15 protein-coding genes are annotated in these 14,483 nt (G+C 68.7%); all 15 read right to left on the bottom strand.

The window, feature by feature from the left end; translation table 11 throughout:
* Window positions 1-91 precede the first annotated feature (91 nt).
* Window positions 92-985: an IclR family transcriptional regulator gene (locus LGN17_RS16940; RefSeq protein WP_413227031.1), complete on the bottom strand. Its 894-nt coding sequence runs from the start codon at window positions 983-985 to the stop codon at window positions 92-94.
* Between the two features lie 291 nt (window positions 986-1,276).
* Entirely contained in the window at window positions 1,277-1,756 is a 480-nt protein-coding gene (gene tecA, locus LGN17_RS16945; protein WP_226197815.1) for a type 6 secretion system effector deamidase TecA, read from the bottom strand.
* 103 nt (window positions 1,757-1,859) lie between these two features.
* Window positions 1,860-2,342 carry a YbaB/EbfC family DNA-binding protein gene (locus LGN17_RS16950; protein WP_226197816.1) on the bottom strand — a complete coding sequence of 161 codons (483 nt, stop codon included), beginning with the start codon at window positions 2,340-2,342 and terminating at the stop codon, window positions 1,860-1,862.
* A 64-nt stretch (window positions 2,343-2,406) separates the two neighbouring features.
* Complete coding sequence (locus LGN17_RS16955; protein WP_226197817.1) at window positions 2,407-3,846, bottom strand: Do family serine endopeptidase; 1,440 nt, start codon at window positions 3,844-3,846, stop codon at window positions 2,407-2,409.
* Between the two features lie 76 nt (window positions 3,847-3,922).
* The gene (locus LGN17_RS16960; protein ID WP_226197818.1) at window positions 3,923-4,306 is read right to left on the bottom strand and encodes a hypothetical protein; all 384 of its coding nucleotides are present in this window, start codon (window positions 4,304-4,306) and stop codon (window positions 3,923-3,925) included.
* Between the two features lie 46 nt (window positions 4,307-4,352).
* Window positions 4,353-5,183 carry a hypothetical protein gene (locus LGN17_RS16965; RefSeq protein WP_226197819.1) on the bottom strand — a complete coding sequence of 277 codons (831 nt, stop codon included), beginning with the start codon at window positions 5,181-5,183 and terminating at the stop codon, window positions 4,353-4,355.
* Between the two features lie 8 nt (window positions 5,184-5,191).
* Window positions 5,192-6,082: a peptidylprolyl isomerase gene (locus tag LGN17_RS16970; RefSeq protein ID WP_226197820.1), complete on the bottom strand. Its 891-nt coding sequence runs from the start codon at window positions 6,080-6,082 to the stop codon at window positions 5,192-5,194.
* Window positions 6,083-6,126: 44 nt separating this feature from the next.
* Window positions 6,127-6,540: a hypothetical protein gene (locus tag LGN17_RS16975; RefSeq protein WP_226197821.1), complete on the bottom strand. Its 414-nt coding sequence runs from the start codon at window positions 6,538-6,540 to the stop codon at window positions 6,127-6,129.
* Window positions 6,537-7,124 (bottom strand): YbjN domain-containing protein, encoded by a 588-nt coding sequence (locus LGN17_RS16980; RefSeq protein ID WP_226197822.1) that lies wholly within the window; start codon window positions 7,122-7,124, stop codon window positions 6,537-6,539. Before LGN17_RS16980 ends, LGN17_RS16975 begins: the two co-directional genes overlap by 4 nt.
* 59 nt (window positions 7,125-7,183) lie before the next feature.
* Entirely contained in the window at window positions 7,184-7,879 is a 696-nt protein-coding gene (locus LGN17_RS16985; protein WP_226197823.1) for a hypothetical protein, read from the bottom strand.
* Window positions 7,880-7,891: 12 nt separating this feature from the next.
* Window positions 7,892-9,703 (bottom strand): putative porin, encoded by a 1,812-nt coding sequence (locus tag LGN17_RS16990; protein ID WP_226197824.1) that lies wholly within the window; start codon window positions 9,701-9,703, stop codon window positions 7,892-7,894.
* Window positions 9,704-9,795: 92 nt separating this feature from the next.
* Entirely contained in the window at window positions 9,796-10,494 is a 699-nt protein-coding gene (locus LGN17_RS16995) for a TonB family protein (protein ID WP_226197825.1), read from the bottom strand.
* A 4-nt stretch (window positions 10,495-10,498) separates the two neighbouring features.
* Window positions 10,499-10,909 carry an ExbD/TolR family protein gene (locus LGN17_RS17000; protein WP_021161942.1) on the bottom strand — a complete coding sequence of 137 codons (411 nt, stop codon included), beginning with the start codon at window positions 10,907-10,909 and terminating at the stop codon, window positions 10,499-10,501.
* Between the two features lie 18 nt (window positions 10,910-10,927).
* Window positions 10,928-12,724 (bottom strand): DUF2341 domain-containing protein, encoded by a 1,797-nt coding sequence (locus LGN17_RS17005; RefSeq protein WP_226197826.1) that lies wholly within the window; start codon window positions 12,722-12,724, stop codon window positions 10,928-10,930.
* Between the two features lie 66 nt (window positions 12,725-12,790).
* The gene (locus LGN17_RS17010) at window positions 12,791-14,443 is read right to left on the bottom strand and encodes a ShlB/FhaC/HecB family hemolysin secretion/activation protein (RefSeq protein WP_226197827.1); all 1,653 of its coding nucleotides are present in this window, start codon (window positions 14,441-14,443) and stop codon (window positions 12,791-12,793) included.
* Window positions 14,444-14,483: the final 40 nt, after the last annotated feature.

The raw sequence follows: 14,483 nt of genomic DNA on the forward strand, positions 1-14,483 counted from the left end.
CAGGCGTTCGCCGCCTGAAACGACAAGAGCGGCCCGCGGGCCGCTCTTTTTCGTTTGTGCGCGGCTTTTGCACGGCCGCGCATCGCAACACTCAGAACATCGCGACCTTGTGGCGCGCGTGCGCGAATGTCGGATCGCTTTCGAGCGGACGATAGTTCAACCGCTGTGACAGGTCGACCGCCGCGCCGCACACGGCCTCGACGAGCCGTTCCTTCTCGCGGGCCTCGCCGATCTCCGAGCGCGGCACCGTGGCTGTGATCGCCGCGACGATCGAGCCCGAATGATCGCGTACGGGCGCGGTGACCGCCGAAATGCCGCTCTCGAATGCCGCCTCGCTCACCGCGTAGCCGAGCCGCGCATAGTGGCGCACGCGTTCGTACAGCTCGTCGACGGTGCCCGGCGTGCGCTCAGTGAACTGCTCGAGGCGCTTTTCCGGGTAGAGCTGGCGCAGTGCGTCGCGCGTCAGGTCGCCCATCAACACGTGGCCGTGCACGGTCGCATGCGCGGGCAGGCGCGTGCCGACGTGCACCTTCACCGAACCGAACATCGACGCGTTGCTCTGCGCCTTCGCGACGAACACGACGTCGCGCTGGTCGCGGATCAGCAGATGCGTCGACAGGCCGGTCGCATCGCGCAGCCGTTCGAGCACGGGCCCGCCGAGATCGGTCAGTTCGAGCGAATTCAGGTATTCGAAGCCGAGCCGCAGCACGCCGACACCGAGCCGGAAATAGCGGTCGCCATTCACGCGCTCGAGGAAACCGAGCGCTTCGAGGGTCTGCAGCAGGCGGAACGTGGTCGTGCGCGGAATGCCGATGCGCTTCGACAGCTCGGGCGCGCCGAGCACCGGCTCGCGCGCGGAGAATTCGGCGAGGATCCGCAGCCCGCGTTCGAGCCCCGGCACCAGGTAGGACGACGCGCCGCCATGCGATTCGTCGTCGCCGGGCGCCGCGGTTTCAGGTGCGTCGCTCATCGTTGTCTTGACCATGTGGACATGGACGGTAGGAAATCAGTCACGAAACAGGCCACGGATCGTCGTGGACGGCCGGTCATGCCGCCCCGGCGCGCACGCAGTGGCACCCGCGCGCTTCGCCGCGACGCAGCATGCGCCGCCACGACTCCATGAAGAGTCATTCACGGTCGAGAGGATAGCAGTGATGGACAGCGCGACGCCATGCGGAAATCGCCGGACGGCCGGTAGCCGCCGCCCGGCAGCGTGCGCGGCGAGCGGCCCACGGATCGCGGCCGGCGCGGCCTGCCGCGCCGGGAGGCGCGAGTGCTACAGGCGCGACAGATGAACCCGAATGTTCGCGCGGTCGTACGTAAAGCCGCCGGCCGCGGCCGGTTCGAGCACGCGTGCGAGGTCGACCGCATACCGCCATCCGCTGCCGAGGAGCCCGCCGTTCACGGCCCGGATCGAGGTGCCGCCGACGGCGATCGCCGCATGAAAGACCGAGCCGCCGCGCGAGAAGCCGACCGCGGTCCCGGCCGGAATGTTCGCGCGCCCGTCCCATTCGCCGCCGTTCTCGAAGTTGAACCGCGGCCACCAGTGCTGACCGATCGTGTCGAGCAGCGTGTTGGGCGTGATCATCGCGTCAGCGCGCATCAGATACCGCACATAGGCCGCGGCGTCGTAGCAGACGCCGCCGGAAACATACGTGTTGATGTCGGCCGTGCCGGCTATCAGCGCCTGCGCGTGTCTCTGCCGCTCGGGGAAACCGAACTGGGCGACCTGCGCGCCCAACGGGGTCAATTGCATGGAGGGCTCCTGTTGAAGCGGCGGGACGTCATCGCCCCGCCAACGCAATAACCTCATATCTTATTACGATATCCGGCCTGGTCCGCGCGCACGGCTCCGGACGTCACGGCATGCGCGCCGCCGAGGCCGGCGCGGCGGCCGCCGCATCGGGATTCGGCGCGAGCCGCAGGCGCACGCGCAGCGGCTGCAGCATGTCGGGCGGCGGCGGCTCCCCCAGCGGGCCGGCGGTGAGCAGCTGCCGCAGCGTCGCGTCCGCGTCGGGATCGCCGAGCGACGCGAATTCGACGCGCGTGACGGCGCCGCTCGTGCCGATCCACGCGCGCACGACGATCGCGGGCGGCGGCGCCTCGGCGCTCGCATTCAATACGCGCGCTTCGAGATAGCGGTGCAGACGATCGGCCGCGTCGCCGTCGGCTTCGAGCCACGTCTGGAACTGCTGCCCGGCGAGTTGTCCGTAGCGGATCCACGTTTGCGGCACGTCGGCCGTCTGTGCGACGGCCATCGACACGGCACCTGCGAAAAGCGCCCACGCGACGACGATCGCCCGCCACCCACCGGATACGCCCCACTGCTGCATTCGTTTCATCCCGCCTCCCGTTTCGACGATGCGCCGACGCGCCGCGTTGCGTCGCCCGCTCGTCCTGCAACCCTCAGCCGATCTCGATCGGCACATACAGGCGCGTGCCGCCGCGCTGGACGAGCAGCGCGACGTTGCCGTGCGCGGCGTCGATCTCGGTCATCAGCGCACCGATGTTCGCGACCGGCGTGCCGTTGACCGACAGCACGACATCGCCGGGCTGCAACCCCGCGCGGGCAGCCTGGCCGCTCGCCTGCTCGACGACGAGCGCCTGGCCGACGCCGAGCCGCTGGCGCTCCTGGTCGGTCGCCGCGCGCAGCGCGAGCCCGAACCGCGCGGGCCCTTGCTCGCCGCTCGCCGACGCCGTGCCGCTGTCGAATGCGCCAACCGTCGCGCTCATGTGCATCGCCCGGCCCGCGCGCCACACGAGCAGGTCGGTTTGCCGCCCGGCCCGCATGCCTGCGACCGCGCCGAGCAGGTCCGCCGATTCGGCGACCGGCCTGCCGTCGACCGCGAGTACGACGTCGCCCGGCTGCAGGCCCGCGTGCGCGGCCGGGCCATCCGGCTCGACCACGGTGATCAGCGCGCCGTCCGGGTTGGCGAGGCCGAACGAACGCGCAAGCGCCTGGCTCACTTCCTGGACGGCCACGCCGAGCCGGCCGCGCGTGACCTTGCCGGTCCGCAGCAACTGGTCCTTCACGTCGAGCGCGATATCGATCGGAATCGCGAACGCAAGCCCCTGATAGCCGCCCGTCTTCGAGAAGATCATCGAGTTGATCGCGATCACGCGGCCGCCGAGGTCGAACAGCGGGCCGCCCGAATTGCCGGGGTTGATCGGCACGTCGGTCTGGATGAACGGAATCGCGCGCTCGCCGGGCAACGAGCGCGATTTCGCGCTGACGATGCCCTGCGTGACCGTGTTCGCGAACCCGTAGGGCGAACCGATCGCCATCACCCAGTCGCCCACTTCGGTGCGCGCGGGGTCGCCGGTCGCGACGACCGGCAGGTTGTGCGCGTCGATGCGGATCACCGCGACGTCGGAAACGGGATCGCTGCCGATCACACGCCCCTTGAACTGCCGCTTGTCGGTCAGCTTCACGTCGATCGCGACCGCATCGCCGACCACGTGCCGGTTGGTCAGGATTACGCCGTCCTCGCTGACGATGAAGCCCGAACCGAGGCTCACCTCCTCGCGATTGCCGATCACGCGGCGCGCAAGAAACGGCGCGAGCGGATGATCGGGCGCGATGCCCGGCGGCAACTGGATGCCCATCTGCGTGACTTCGCGCGTGACGCTGATGTTGACGACGGCCGGGCCGACGCGCCGGACCAGCGCGGCAAAGTTCGGCAGCGAGACGGAAGGCGCTGGCGTTGACGTCGGCGATGCGGCACCCGACTGCGCGGGCCGCTCGGCAGCCGTTGCCGTTGCACAAACGCACGCGCAGGCCAACGCCAGCCCGCCGGCCATCGCTCGCGGCATCGCCGCCCGGTTCGTTTGCCTGCCCGCTTTCATGTCGCTGTTCCTCGTCGGTTCGCGCCGGAACGCCGCCGGCTCATCGATACCCGCGCCCCACGTCCGCCCGCATGCATTACTTCGGCGGCACCGCGACCGGCGCATCGGGCCGCTGCGGCGTCACCGACCGGCCCCAGTTCGCGCCGAAACGGTTTCGCTCGGTCGACAGGTTGAACGTGCCGAGTCGGTTCGACGGCTGCTTCGACAGCCGCTCCGAATCCGTTTGCGACGCGCCCGCCTGCGGGTCGGCCTTCGGCTTCAGTTGCTGACTGAGGCAGTCGTACGACAGCGCACGCTTGCCGTCGACCTCCGCATCGACGCACACCGGCTTCGTGACCGAACCCGGACTGGCCGGCGCAGGCGCGGCCGCACTCGCCGCCGCGCGGCCGACCTGCGCGTGTGCGCCGGTTGCCAGCAGCAGGCAGACAATCGTCGAGATGCCGCGTCGTCGCATCCTCATGCGCGCCTCCTTCGGAAATGGCTTCATGGCACTCGCCCCGGCGCCGTCACAGGTTCGTCCCCTGCGCCGACGCGCGCGCCAGGAAACGCGCGAACGCCGCGCGATCGGACGCTTCGACGGCAGGCTCCTGCGCATCGACCTGCCGCACCCATGCGTCGCGCATGCCGTCGACCGGCTGCCACGCTTGCACCTGTGCGCCAGTCGGATACGGCGTGACGAGCGGTTCGCGATAGTCGACGCGAAACAGCGGCGGCGCACTGCCGCCCGCCGTCCACAGATCGCCGACGTCGCGCACGCTCGCGTCGAACCAGAACCGCACCCAGCGCACCGCCGGCGCGCGCGTGTCGTTGCCGGGCGCATCGGCACCGCACGCGTCCGGCACGCGCAGGAAGCCGGCCAGCACAAGCAGCACGGCCGCCAGATCGTCGTCGCGCAACATCCGGTACGACCAGAGATCCGCCACGTCCACGCACGAGATCACCGCAATGAAGCGCCCGATCGTGAGCGCGGGCCACGCGCGCCGCATCAGCGTGTAATGGCGCGCCCAGTGCGCCACGAAGCGCTCGCGATGCCGGGCGGCGACCTGCACGTCGCGCGAGCCGCGAATCGTCAGTTCCTCCGGCTGATACTGGCGGGTCGTGAGCACGCACTGCGCGGAGCACCGCGCGCTCCGGTGCCGTGCATAGCCGCCGGCACCGGGCAACGGCTCCAGTGCGCCGAAGCACAGCGGGCAATGCGTGGGCCACTCGCCGGGCCGGCCCGGCCACGGATTCGCCTTCGGCATGCGCGGGCGGTCGGCCGCCGCGGCCGGACGGCGTCGCCCCGGCGTGCGCGGGTCGGGGGCGTCGACGCGCGGCGTCGAACGAACGGTTGCCATGAGCACGCCTACCGGGCAGACGCGAGCGCTTTCTTCAGCGCGTCTTCGTTGATCGGTGCGTTCGCGGCGAGCTTCGCAAGATACGCCTGTGCATTCTGCTGCGTGCGCTGCGCACGCATCATCTCGCGCAGTTGCGTCTTCACGTCGGCCAGCGGACGCGGCGCGGCCGCGCGGACGTCGATCAGCTTCACGACATGAAAACCGGCCGGCGTCTGGATCGGCGCGGAGACCTGGCCCGGCTTCAGCGCGTCGGCCGCCTGCCGCACTGCCGGCACCATCAGTTGATCGGGCACGAAACCGAGATCGCCGCCGTTCGCGGCACTCGCCTTGTCCTGCGAGTTCGCCTTCGCGAGCGCGGAAAAATCGCCGCTGCGCGCGCGGTTCGCGAGATCGGCCGCCTGCTTGCGCGCCTTGTCGAGCGTGGCGGCATCCGCGTTCGGCGGCACCGCGATGTAGATCTGCGCGACATGCAGCGCGCGCGGCGCGGTGAACGCGGCGCGGTTCTTGTCATACGCGGACTGCAACTCCGCGTCGGACGGATAGTCGGCCGGCGGCGCATTCACCGACGCCAGGTAGCTGCGCACGACGATATCGCGCCGGGCCTGCTCGACAGCCGCCTGCACCTGCGCCTGCTTGTCCCAACCCTTCGCTTTCGCCTCGGCCAGCACGGCCTTCTGCGCAAGCGTCGAACGCACGACCTGGTCGAGCGCCGCGGGATCGGCCGCGAGACGTTCGCGCCCTTCCGGGCTCACCGTTTTCAGCAGGCCCGCGATGTCGTCCTGCGTGACCGACGCCTGCGCGGCATTCGCGATCACGTCGTCCTGTGCATGCGCGACGAACGGCACGCCCAGTACGAGACTGCCTGCCACGACCGCCAGCCTCTTCATCTTCGTCATCATCGTTCGACTGCCCTCTCGATTGCTCTTGAAATGCGGACGCCGCATCAGCGCGCGTCCGTCAGCGTCATGCGCAGGACCAGCGGCTGCGCCATCCCGCGCGGCGGTGCCGCGCCGACCGCCCGGCCGACGAGTGCCGCATGCAGCGCGGCGTCGAGCGCCGGTGGCCCGGCCGCGCCGCTGTCGACGCGCGTCACGTGCCCGTACCGGTCGAGCCACGCGCGCACCGGCAGCACGGGACCGTCGTCGCCCGCATCGGCCCGTTCGCCGGCCCAATGCTCGATGCCGGCACGCAGGAGGCATACCGCCGCGTCGTCGCCGTCAAGCGTCTCCTGCAGCCACAGCGCGGTACGCCGGGCATACGCGCCCCACGCGGCGGGTGCGTCGCCCGCGGCTATCGCGTCCGCCGCGCGCCGTGCACGGCCCGGCAGCAGCGCACGCAGCGCGGCGCCGATCCTCACTTCGCAGTGGCCTCGACCGCTGCCGTGGTCGCTTCGACCGGCGATGCGCCTGCCTGATCGCCGGCCGCCGCGCGTGCCGCCGCTTCCTGCTCGGCCATCGCGGGACGGTTGCGCAGGTGCAGCAGGAATTCCTGGATCAGGCGATCCCATAGCTCGATCGTCGAACGCAGGTAGCGCTCGGACACGCCGCCCGCGACGACCACGTCCATTTCCAGCGCGAGAAACGGCCCGTGGCTCGCGAGACGCGCGAAGCGCTTGGTCCGGTTCCAGTCCGCGACGAGTTCGGCCGGCAATTCGCCCTGCACCTGCAGCACGCACGACAGCGTGTAGTCGATGAACAGCAGCGCGGCGGGCGGTGCGTCGGCGCCCTGCGGCGCGAGCGCGGCGGCCGGATTGCCGAAGCGCACCGCGAAGCCGATGCCCTGGCTTGCGCTCATCAGTTGCACCGCGCCGTTCTGCTCGGCCGCCGTCACGCGGTAGCCCGCGCGGCGCAGCACGTCGGCAAGGTGGTCGGCGCTGATCGCTTCGATCGGCGCGTCGTGTGCCGTGCGTTCGTCGCCGGCGTTCGGTTGCGTGTCTTGCATGTCTGTCTTCCCCGTATTCAACGAATCGATCGGTTCCATCCCGGCTGCGGGCCACGCGCTCACTGCGCGTTCGCCGCGGTAGCCGACGCCGACGCCGGTGCCGGCGCCGGTGTTGCGGCCGCCGGCCGCGCGGCCGGGTCGTACTTGCCCGCATACAGCGCATCGCCGTAACGTTGCGCGATGTCGTCGTACTTCACGCGCGCCGACTGCGCGAACGGCTGACGCGACGAGAACAGCGTGCCGATCCCGACATGCTCGTACGCGTCGAGAATCTCGTGCCCCACGCGATACAGCTCGGCATTCTGTGCCTGGCAGGATTTCAGTTGCGTGTCACGCGCGGCGGCGTCCTTCTGCAGTTGCGTGTGCTGTGCATCGCGGGCGCGCGACACGGCGAGCAAGTCCTCATAGGACGACTTGTATTTCGCCAGCGACTTCGCGTCCTGCTCGCGGCTCGCGCGCTCCTGCGCGAGCGCGCGCTTCGCAGCCGCCTCGGCGCCCGAGTCGCCGCGCGCGGCCGCCAGTTGCCCCTGCATCGCCTTCAGCTGCGCGAGCGCGTCGTCGCGCTGCTTCTCGGCCGCCGCCTTGTCGCTCTGCAACTGCGCCTGGTTGTCCTGCAACTGGCGCAGCTCCTGCACGGTCGAGCGCAACTGGCTACGCAGCTTGTCCTCGATGCTCTGCGCGTGCGCGCCGCCGGCCGCGAGCAGCAGCGTGCCGGCCAGGGCGCTCGCGAACATCATGCGAGTGATCGTGTTCATGCGCGACTCCGGTCAGAAGCGAGCATTGAGCTCGATCTGCAGCACGTCGATCGAAACCGGCGGCCCGTACACTTCCTTCGAGCTCAGGTAACGGGCCGACACCCAGGTATCGCGTGCGACCGCATACGCGGCGCCGAGCACGTAGCCGCGCGCGTTGGTGCCGCCGAGGTGGAAGTCGGGATCGTTGAATGCATCGAGCACGGCGTCCGGCTGCAGGTACTTGTAAGCGATCGAGAAGTTCCACTGGCCCTTCTCGCGCGGCTCCGGCTCGCCGAACGTCGCCTTCGCGAGGAAGCCGTTCGGGCCGCTGCGGTAGTCGGCGCGCGTCGCGTTCACCGACGTCGAATCGTAGTTGTTGACCGGCAGCGACGCCGCCGCGAACGCCTTGTTGTCGTTGTACGCGAGGTTGCGCACGTACTCGCCGTCGAGACGCAGCTTGAAGCGATCGGCCACCACCGTGTCCCACTGCGCCTTCAGGTCGAGCAGCCGGTAGTTGTAGGCGAGGCCGAACAGCTGCGGCTGCGGCGTCATGCCGGGCGCGAGGTTCGGGTTCTGCACGATGTTGCGCAGCGCGATCAGCGTGTTGCCGCCCTGCATGAATGCAGGCGCCTCGTTGTCGGTGCTGCAGCTCGTCGCGCCCAGATACAGCGCGCACGGCGACGACAGCGTGCCGCGCATGTTCTGGAAGTCGTAGTACGCGATCGCGCCGCGCAGCCGGTTCTTCGCATCGATCTTCCAGTCGGCGCCGAATTGCGCGCCGAACATCCACTTCGTGTCGCTGCCGGCCTTCTCGGTGCTGTTCGACGGGAAGTTCTCGCTCGTGTACTGGATCGGGAACACGCCGAGCGTGCCGAACAGCGTGACGTCCGGATTCCACGGCAGCGCATGCCGCAGGTTCGCGGCGATCCCGTCCATCATCAGGTCGTCCGAGAACACCAGGTCCGACTTGAAGAACGGGTTGTCGAAACGGCCGGCCGTCAGGTTCAGCCACGACGTGGGCTTGTACGCGAAGAACGCCTTGTTCAGCCAGATGTTCTTCTTCGCGAAGCCGCCGCCCGCGGTGGCCGTGGTCGACACGGGCCCGTTGTCGTTGCCGCTCGCGAGCTGGATGCCGGCGATCATCTCGTCGGACAGCGTCGCCGTCACGCCGAGCCGCGCGCGGTAGCGCAGCAGGTTGTTGCGGTTCTCGCGCGTGTTCTGCGTGGGGATCTGCGTGTTGTTGGTGTTCGGGTTGACGTCGAATCCGCCGGCCTGGTTGATCGCCGCGAAATTCGTCACGCCATTCGTGTTGCCGCCGCCGTAGAAGTGATACTCGTCACGCACGCGCAGGTCGCCGTCGAGCTTGATGCGCGACACCCAGTCGGGGAACGTGTTCGGCTGCGCCCAGTTCTCGGCCTTCGCCTGCGCGATCACTTCCTGCTTCACCTGGTCGCGGATCTGGTCGCGCACGAGCTGCGGCACGTACGGCACCGCGACGTCGCCCGGCTGCGTCGGCGGGTTGACCACGCCGCCCGCCACGACCGGCGCGCCCGATGCGCGGGCCGATCTCGCCTGCACGGCCTCGGTGCGCGCCTCGCTGATCAGCTCGTTCGCGTTCTGCTGCGTGAGCACGCCACGCTTCACGAGCAGGTTGATCAGGTTGATCACCACGCTCTCGGTCGGCGCGGCTTTCCCCGACGCGGCCTGCGCCTCGAGCGATTGCCCGTGCGCGGCGGACGCGCAGGTCAGCCCGAGCGTCAGCACCGCCGCGCCGACGCGCGACAGGCGCGCGGGCAGCGCGCCGTTGCGGGGCACCCCACCCCGTCCGTTCATCTTCCTAATCATCGAAGCACTCCGAACAATTTTCGTTTCTTTTCCGGCAGCATCCGTGCAACGGCGCCACCCCAGGATTCTTTCGTCGTATCGCGCACGCATCGTCATGCCGGCTTGCGCCCCTGAAGCTTGACGAGCACCGGATACGAGGTCGCCGGCGGCGGTGCCTCGTCGACCCGGCCAAGCGCTTCGACCGCCGCGACGACCGCCGCGTCGATCTTCGCGTCGCCGGTGGACTGCGCGACCGTCACCTTCGTGATGCGCCCCGACGTATCCATCCACAGGTTCAGGCTGCCCGCGAAACGCGCGCCGCCGGCCTCCTGCACGCCCTTGTCCTGCTCGATCGCACGCTGCAGTACGTACACCATGTACTGCGCATAGCTCGCGTTGCCGAACTTGCCGCCCCCGCCGCTGCCGACCATCCCCGAGCCGTCGCCCGCGCCGATGCCGAAGTTGTCGGTGCCCGCCTGCGCATCGGCATTCATCGTCATCTGCTTCGGCTGGTTGTCCGACGGCTTCGGCGCCTCGGACGGCTTCGGCGCGATCGTCGGCCGCTCGACCGGCGTCTTGACCTCTTCCTTCACCTTCTCGGGCGGCGGCTTCTGTTTCGGCGGCGGCGGGGGCGGCGGCAGCGGAATCACCGTCGTCACCTGCGGCGCGCTCACGCGCTTCACGCCTGCGGTATCGCCCGCGAAATGCCAGATCAGCGCGGCAACGCCCGCGAGCACCAGCACGATCGCGACGGGCTTCACGTAGCGGCCGGGGCCCTTGTCCGGCGGGCCGCCGTTATAGGTCATTTCCATCGCATCAGCCACCCTGCTTCGCCTTGCCGGTCACGAGACCGACCTGCGACAGATCGAGGCGGCGCAGCAGGTCGAGCACGTCCATCACCTTCTGGTACTGCACGCCCGCGTCGCCCTTTAGCACGATCGGAAAATCCGGACTGGTCGCCTTCTCGGTGCGCAGCCGGCTCTCGAGTTCGTCCATCGTCACCGGGTACGCGTCGAGGAACACTTGCCCCGAATCGGCGACCGTGATTGCCTTCGTCTTCGGCTTCGCAAGACTCGCGGACGAGCTCGCCTTCGGCAAATCGACCTTGATGCCCTGCACCGACGCGGTCGTCATGATGATGAAGATGATCAGCAGCACGTACGCGAGGTCGAGCATCGGCGTGATGTTGATGTCGTCGTACGGCTTGTCGTCGTCCTGAACCTGCATGGTGGTCTCCTGCGTGCGTCAGTCGGCCAGCACCGCGTGATCGGGCGCGCGGTGTGCTTCGGCGAGGCGCGTGACGAATTCGTCGACGAACACCTGCATGTTCGCGGTCACGTTCTTGTTGCGGATCAGCAGGTAGTTGTAGCCAAACAGCGCGGGGATCGCGACGAACAGGCCCGTGACGGTGGCGAGCAGCGCGGCCGCGATACCCGGCGCGATCGCGTTCACGTTCACGTCGCCGGCCGCCGCGATCGCGGCAAACGTGATCATCACGCCCACCACCGTGCCCAGCAGCCCGAGGAACGGGCCGCCCGAGATCGCGATCGTCAGCAGCACCATCGACTTCGACAGCCGCTGGTTTTCCCGCACGAGCGTCGCGTCCATCGACGCGCGAATCGCCTCGATCGATTCCGACGTGATCACCGTGCGGCCGTTGCTGTCCACGCGGCTGTGGATTTCATGCACGCCGGCCTTGTACAGCCGGTACAGCGACGACTGATACAGGCGGCGGCCGTCGGCGCTCGCTTCGTCGACATGCGCGAGGCCGACCAGGTGACGCCCGGCCACTTCGCGGAAGCGCTGCACGAAATACTGGTTGGCCTTGTCGACGGTGCCGACGTAGCGCGCCTTCGTCCACATCACGATCCACGACACGAGCGCCATGCCGAGCAGGATCGTGATCACGACCCACGCGTCGACGGTCACCGATTGCACGATCACGCCGAAGTAACCGAAGCCGAAACCCGACTGCTTCTCGTCGGCGCCGTACGCGACGAGCTTCGATTCCGAGCCCTGCGCGAGCGCGTCGACCGCGATCGCGGCCGGCGAGCGCGCGATCTTCGACAGACGCAGTTCGTCGAGCGCGCCCGAATACGCGGCGAACCCGGCCGGCGCGCCTGTTGCGTCCGCACCGATCGTCGCCGCGGCGTTCAGCGCGGGCAGCGCCGCCGCGACCTGTGCGGCCTGCTTGCCGTTCACGTAGACGGTGAGGTTCCTGCCATCCGCCGTGACCGCGAGAAACGTCCACTGGTTCGCGGCGACCGGCGACGCGGCCGGCGTGCGCACCGGTGCAGCGCCACCGTCGACTTCCGCGAACGGCACGCCATTGTCGAGTCCGATCAGCAGCGCGTTCGCGCCGTCGCGACGGCTGTACAGCAGCGTATTCGGCGTGAACGCCGACGGCTTCACCCATGCGCTGAACGTGAAGCTGCCGCCTGCCGGCACATTCAGCGACGGGCTCGCCGGCAGCGTCAGCGACCCGTTGCCGTCGAACCGCGCGCCCTTGCCGACGATGCCGTCCTCGACCGTGCGGAACGACGCGTTCTGCGCGTGGTTGCCGTACGCGGTCAGGTCTTTCGGCGGCGCACCCGCCGCACCGTTGAAGTGGTAGACGAGCGTGTAGTCGGCATCGAACGTCTCGGCCGGCTTGCTGCCGTCCGGCGCCTTCTTGTTGCCGTAGTACATCCAGATCGACTCCGCGGCGCCCGCCGGCATCTTCGGAATGTCGACCCAGATCAGCGCGACGCCGAGCACCGGATCGTATTGCTCGACGTGGTAGTTCAGCGGCGTCTTGTCGTCGGCGGCGACGAAACGGATGTCCGCGCCGTTGTCGGCCAGCCCGTCGAACTGGAAGTTGCCCGAGTGCAGGCGGATCAGCAGCGGCACCCGGCCGGCCGATTCCGCGAGGTTCGCGCCTTTCGCGCTCGCGTCGATCGTGATCGCCTTCCGGTACGACCAGTCGTTCTGCCACCATGCGTTCGCGATGCCGGGCAGCACGCCGAGCATCACCGCCAACAGGAAAAACAAGACTCGCTTCACGATCCACTCCCCGAATGTGCGGGCGCCGCGCTCGTCGCATCGCCCCGGCACGATCAAAAAAATCCGTCAGAACCCCAGCCTTACGTAGAAATCGAATCGCGGGCTGTACTGCCGCGTATAGATGCCCGCCTTCAACGGCCAGCCGGCCTCGAAATCCGCGCTGGCGTACTTCATGATCTGCACCCGTGTACCGACGCCGACGCTCATCAGGTTGAAGCGCGACGTCTGCTCCGGCAGCGGGCTCAGCAGCCAGAGGTGCGCCGCGTCGAAGAACGCGTGGAAACGCCATTCGTTCACGCGGCTGCCGACCGCGCCGCCGAGCCACTTCGCGAGCGACGGGCTGCGCAATTCGACCGATGCGATCACGCCGCTGTCGGCCGTGTCCTCGGCCTGCATGTAGCCACGCACGCTGTTCATCCCGCCCGCGGCGAACTGCTCGCTCGACACGAGCGGCGAGTTCGCGATCTGCGCGTTCACGTGCGCATTGGCCTGCATGTCGTTGGCGAAGCGCTGCGTGTGGTTGACGTCGAACTTGCCGTACACGAAATCGGGCGTCGCGTTGTAGCGCTTGTTGTCCCATGCGCCCCAGTCGCTGCCGAGGCCGCGGATGTTGGTCGTCACCGACGCGGAGAACGACGTCTGCGAATGCTTCAGGCTCAGCTGGCCGTTGTACGACAGCGTCACCGGCACGTATGTGAGCGGCGCGGTCGAGCCCGCCTGGCCCGGTATCGACACGTTTTCGTCGAAGTGCTTGCGGTCGATCTCGACACTGACCGAGTGCGCGTAGGTTTCCGATGCCGGCAGCGCATAGATCGCGGTGAAGCCGTACGTGGTGCCCTTGCCGAGCACGTTGGTGTTCGCGACCGAGGCGACGTTGCTGTCGGAATGCACGACCGTCGCGAGGAAACTCCAGTGCGAATCCCTGATCGGCGCGAGATACGAGAACGCATAGACGCGCGCATCGTTCGGATGCTGCGGCGCAAGCACGTAGGTGCCCGAAATCACGTGGCCGAGCTGCCACAGATTCGAGTAGCTGAGGTTCGCGGTCGTGCGCAGCGACGACGTGCCGGGGCTGTTGTCGTTGTTCAGTTCGAGCGAGCCGTGCAGCGGGCTGTGATCGTCGACCTTCAGGTCGACGTCGACCGTCTGCGGCAGCGCACCCGGCTTGAGGATCGGAATCACTTGCCGGTCCGCCGAGCGGTTCAGGTCGGTGAGCTGTTGCTGCGCCTGGTTGAAATCGGGCACCTGGCCCTCGGCCAGCGCGGGCACCGCGTCGCGAATGTTCTGCGGCGAGTTGTACTTCGCGCCGTCGACGCGCAAGCGCCCGACCTTCGCTTCCGTCACCTGCAGCAGGATCACGCCGTTCTTCACCTGCTGCTGCGGCAGCTCGACGACGACCGACTGGTAGCCGCGATCCTGGTACGCCTTCTGCAATGCGTCACGCGCCGCGTTCACGTCGGCGAGCGTGCGGCCCGGCCCTTCGAACGGATACACGGCCTTCTCGATCTCGAGCGTCGGCAACGTCGTGTTGCCGCGCACCACGAAGGCATTCACGTCGAACGACTGCGGTGCAGCCGGCACCGCCTTCGCGGCCGGCGCGGCTTCCTGCGCATGAATCCCCGGCGCGAAGCCCAGCCCACCGGCCAGCACGACACCTGCCAGGCATCGGCAGTTCAGCCGCCATCGTTCGCGTGACTTGCGGTCTACTCTCGGCGGCATGCGCCATTCCCCTTTGTTGTTCCGGATCGACGCAAAGCGC

Origin of the sequence: Burkholderia sp. AU30280, assembly GCF_020420125.1 — a bacterium.
GTDB lineage: Bacteria > Pseudomonadota > Gammaproteobacteria > Burkholderiales > Burkholderiaceae > Burkholderia.

What these genes read in the sequence shown, in the direction of transcription:
- LGN17_RS16950 (WP_226197816.1), bottom strand. Translation starts at nt 2,342, where the DNA reads ATGAAACGAATGCAGCAGTGGGGCGTATCCGGTGGGTGGCGGGCGATC.
- tecA (WP_226197815.1), bottom strand. Translation starts at nt 1,756, where the DNA reads ATGCAATTGACCCCGTTGGGCGCGCAGGTCGCCCAGTTCGGTTTCCCC.
- LGN17_RS16985 (WP_226197823.1), bottom strand. Translation starts at nt 7,879, where the DNA reads ATGAACACGATCACTCGCATGATGTTCGCGAGCGCCCTGGCCGGCACG.
- LGN17_RS16955 (WP_226197817.1), bottom strand. Translation starts at nt 3,846, where the DNA reads ATGAAAGCGGGCAGGCAAACGAACCGGGCGGCGATGCCGCGAGCGATG.
- LGN17_RS16960 (WP_226197818.1), bottom strand. Translation starts at nt 4,306, where the DNA reads ATGAGGATGCGACGACGCGGCATCTCGACGATTGTCTGCCTGCTGCTG.
- LGN17_RS16965 (WP_226197819.1), bottom strand. Translation starts at nt 5,183, where the DNA reads ATGGCAACCGTTCGTTCGACGCCGCGCGTCGACGCCCCCGACCCGCGC.
- LGN17_RS17000 (WP_021161942.1), bottom strand. Translation starts at nt 10,909, where the DNA reads ATGCAGGTTCAGGACGACGACAAGCCGTACGACGACATCAACATCACG.
- LGN17_RS16990 (WP_226197824.1), bottom strand. Translation starts at nt 9,703, where the DNA reads ATGATTAGGAAGATGAACGGACGGGGTGGGGTGCCCCGCAACGGCGCG.
- LGN17_RS16940 (WP_413227031.1), bottom strand. Translation starts at nt 985, where the DNA reads ATGGTCAAGACAACGATGAGCGACGCACCTGAAACCGCGGCGCCCGGC.
- LGN17_RS17010 (WP_226197827.1), bottom strand. Translation starts at nt 14,443, where the DNA reads ATGCCGCCGAGAGTAGACCGCAAGTCACGCGAACGATGGCGGCTGAAC.
- LGN17_RS16980 (WP_226197822.1), bottom strand. Translation starts at nt 7,124, where the DNA reads ATGCAAGACACGCAACCGAACGCCGGCGACGAACGCACGGCACACGAC.
- LGN17_RS16970 (WP_226197820.1), bottom strand. Translation starts at nt 6,082, where the DNA reads ATGATGACGAAGATGAAGAGGCTGGCGGTCGTGGCAGGCAGTCTCGTA.
- LGN17_RS16995 (WP_226197825.1), bottom strand. Translation starts at nt 10,494, where the DNA reads ATGGAAATGACCTATAACGGCGGCCCGCCGGACAAGGGCCCCGGCCGC.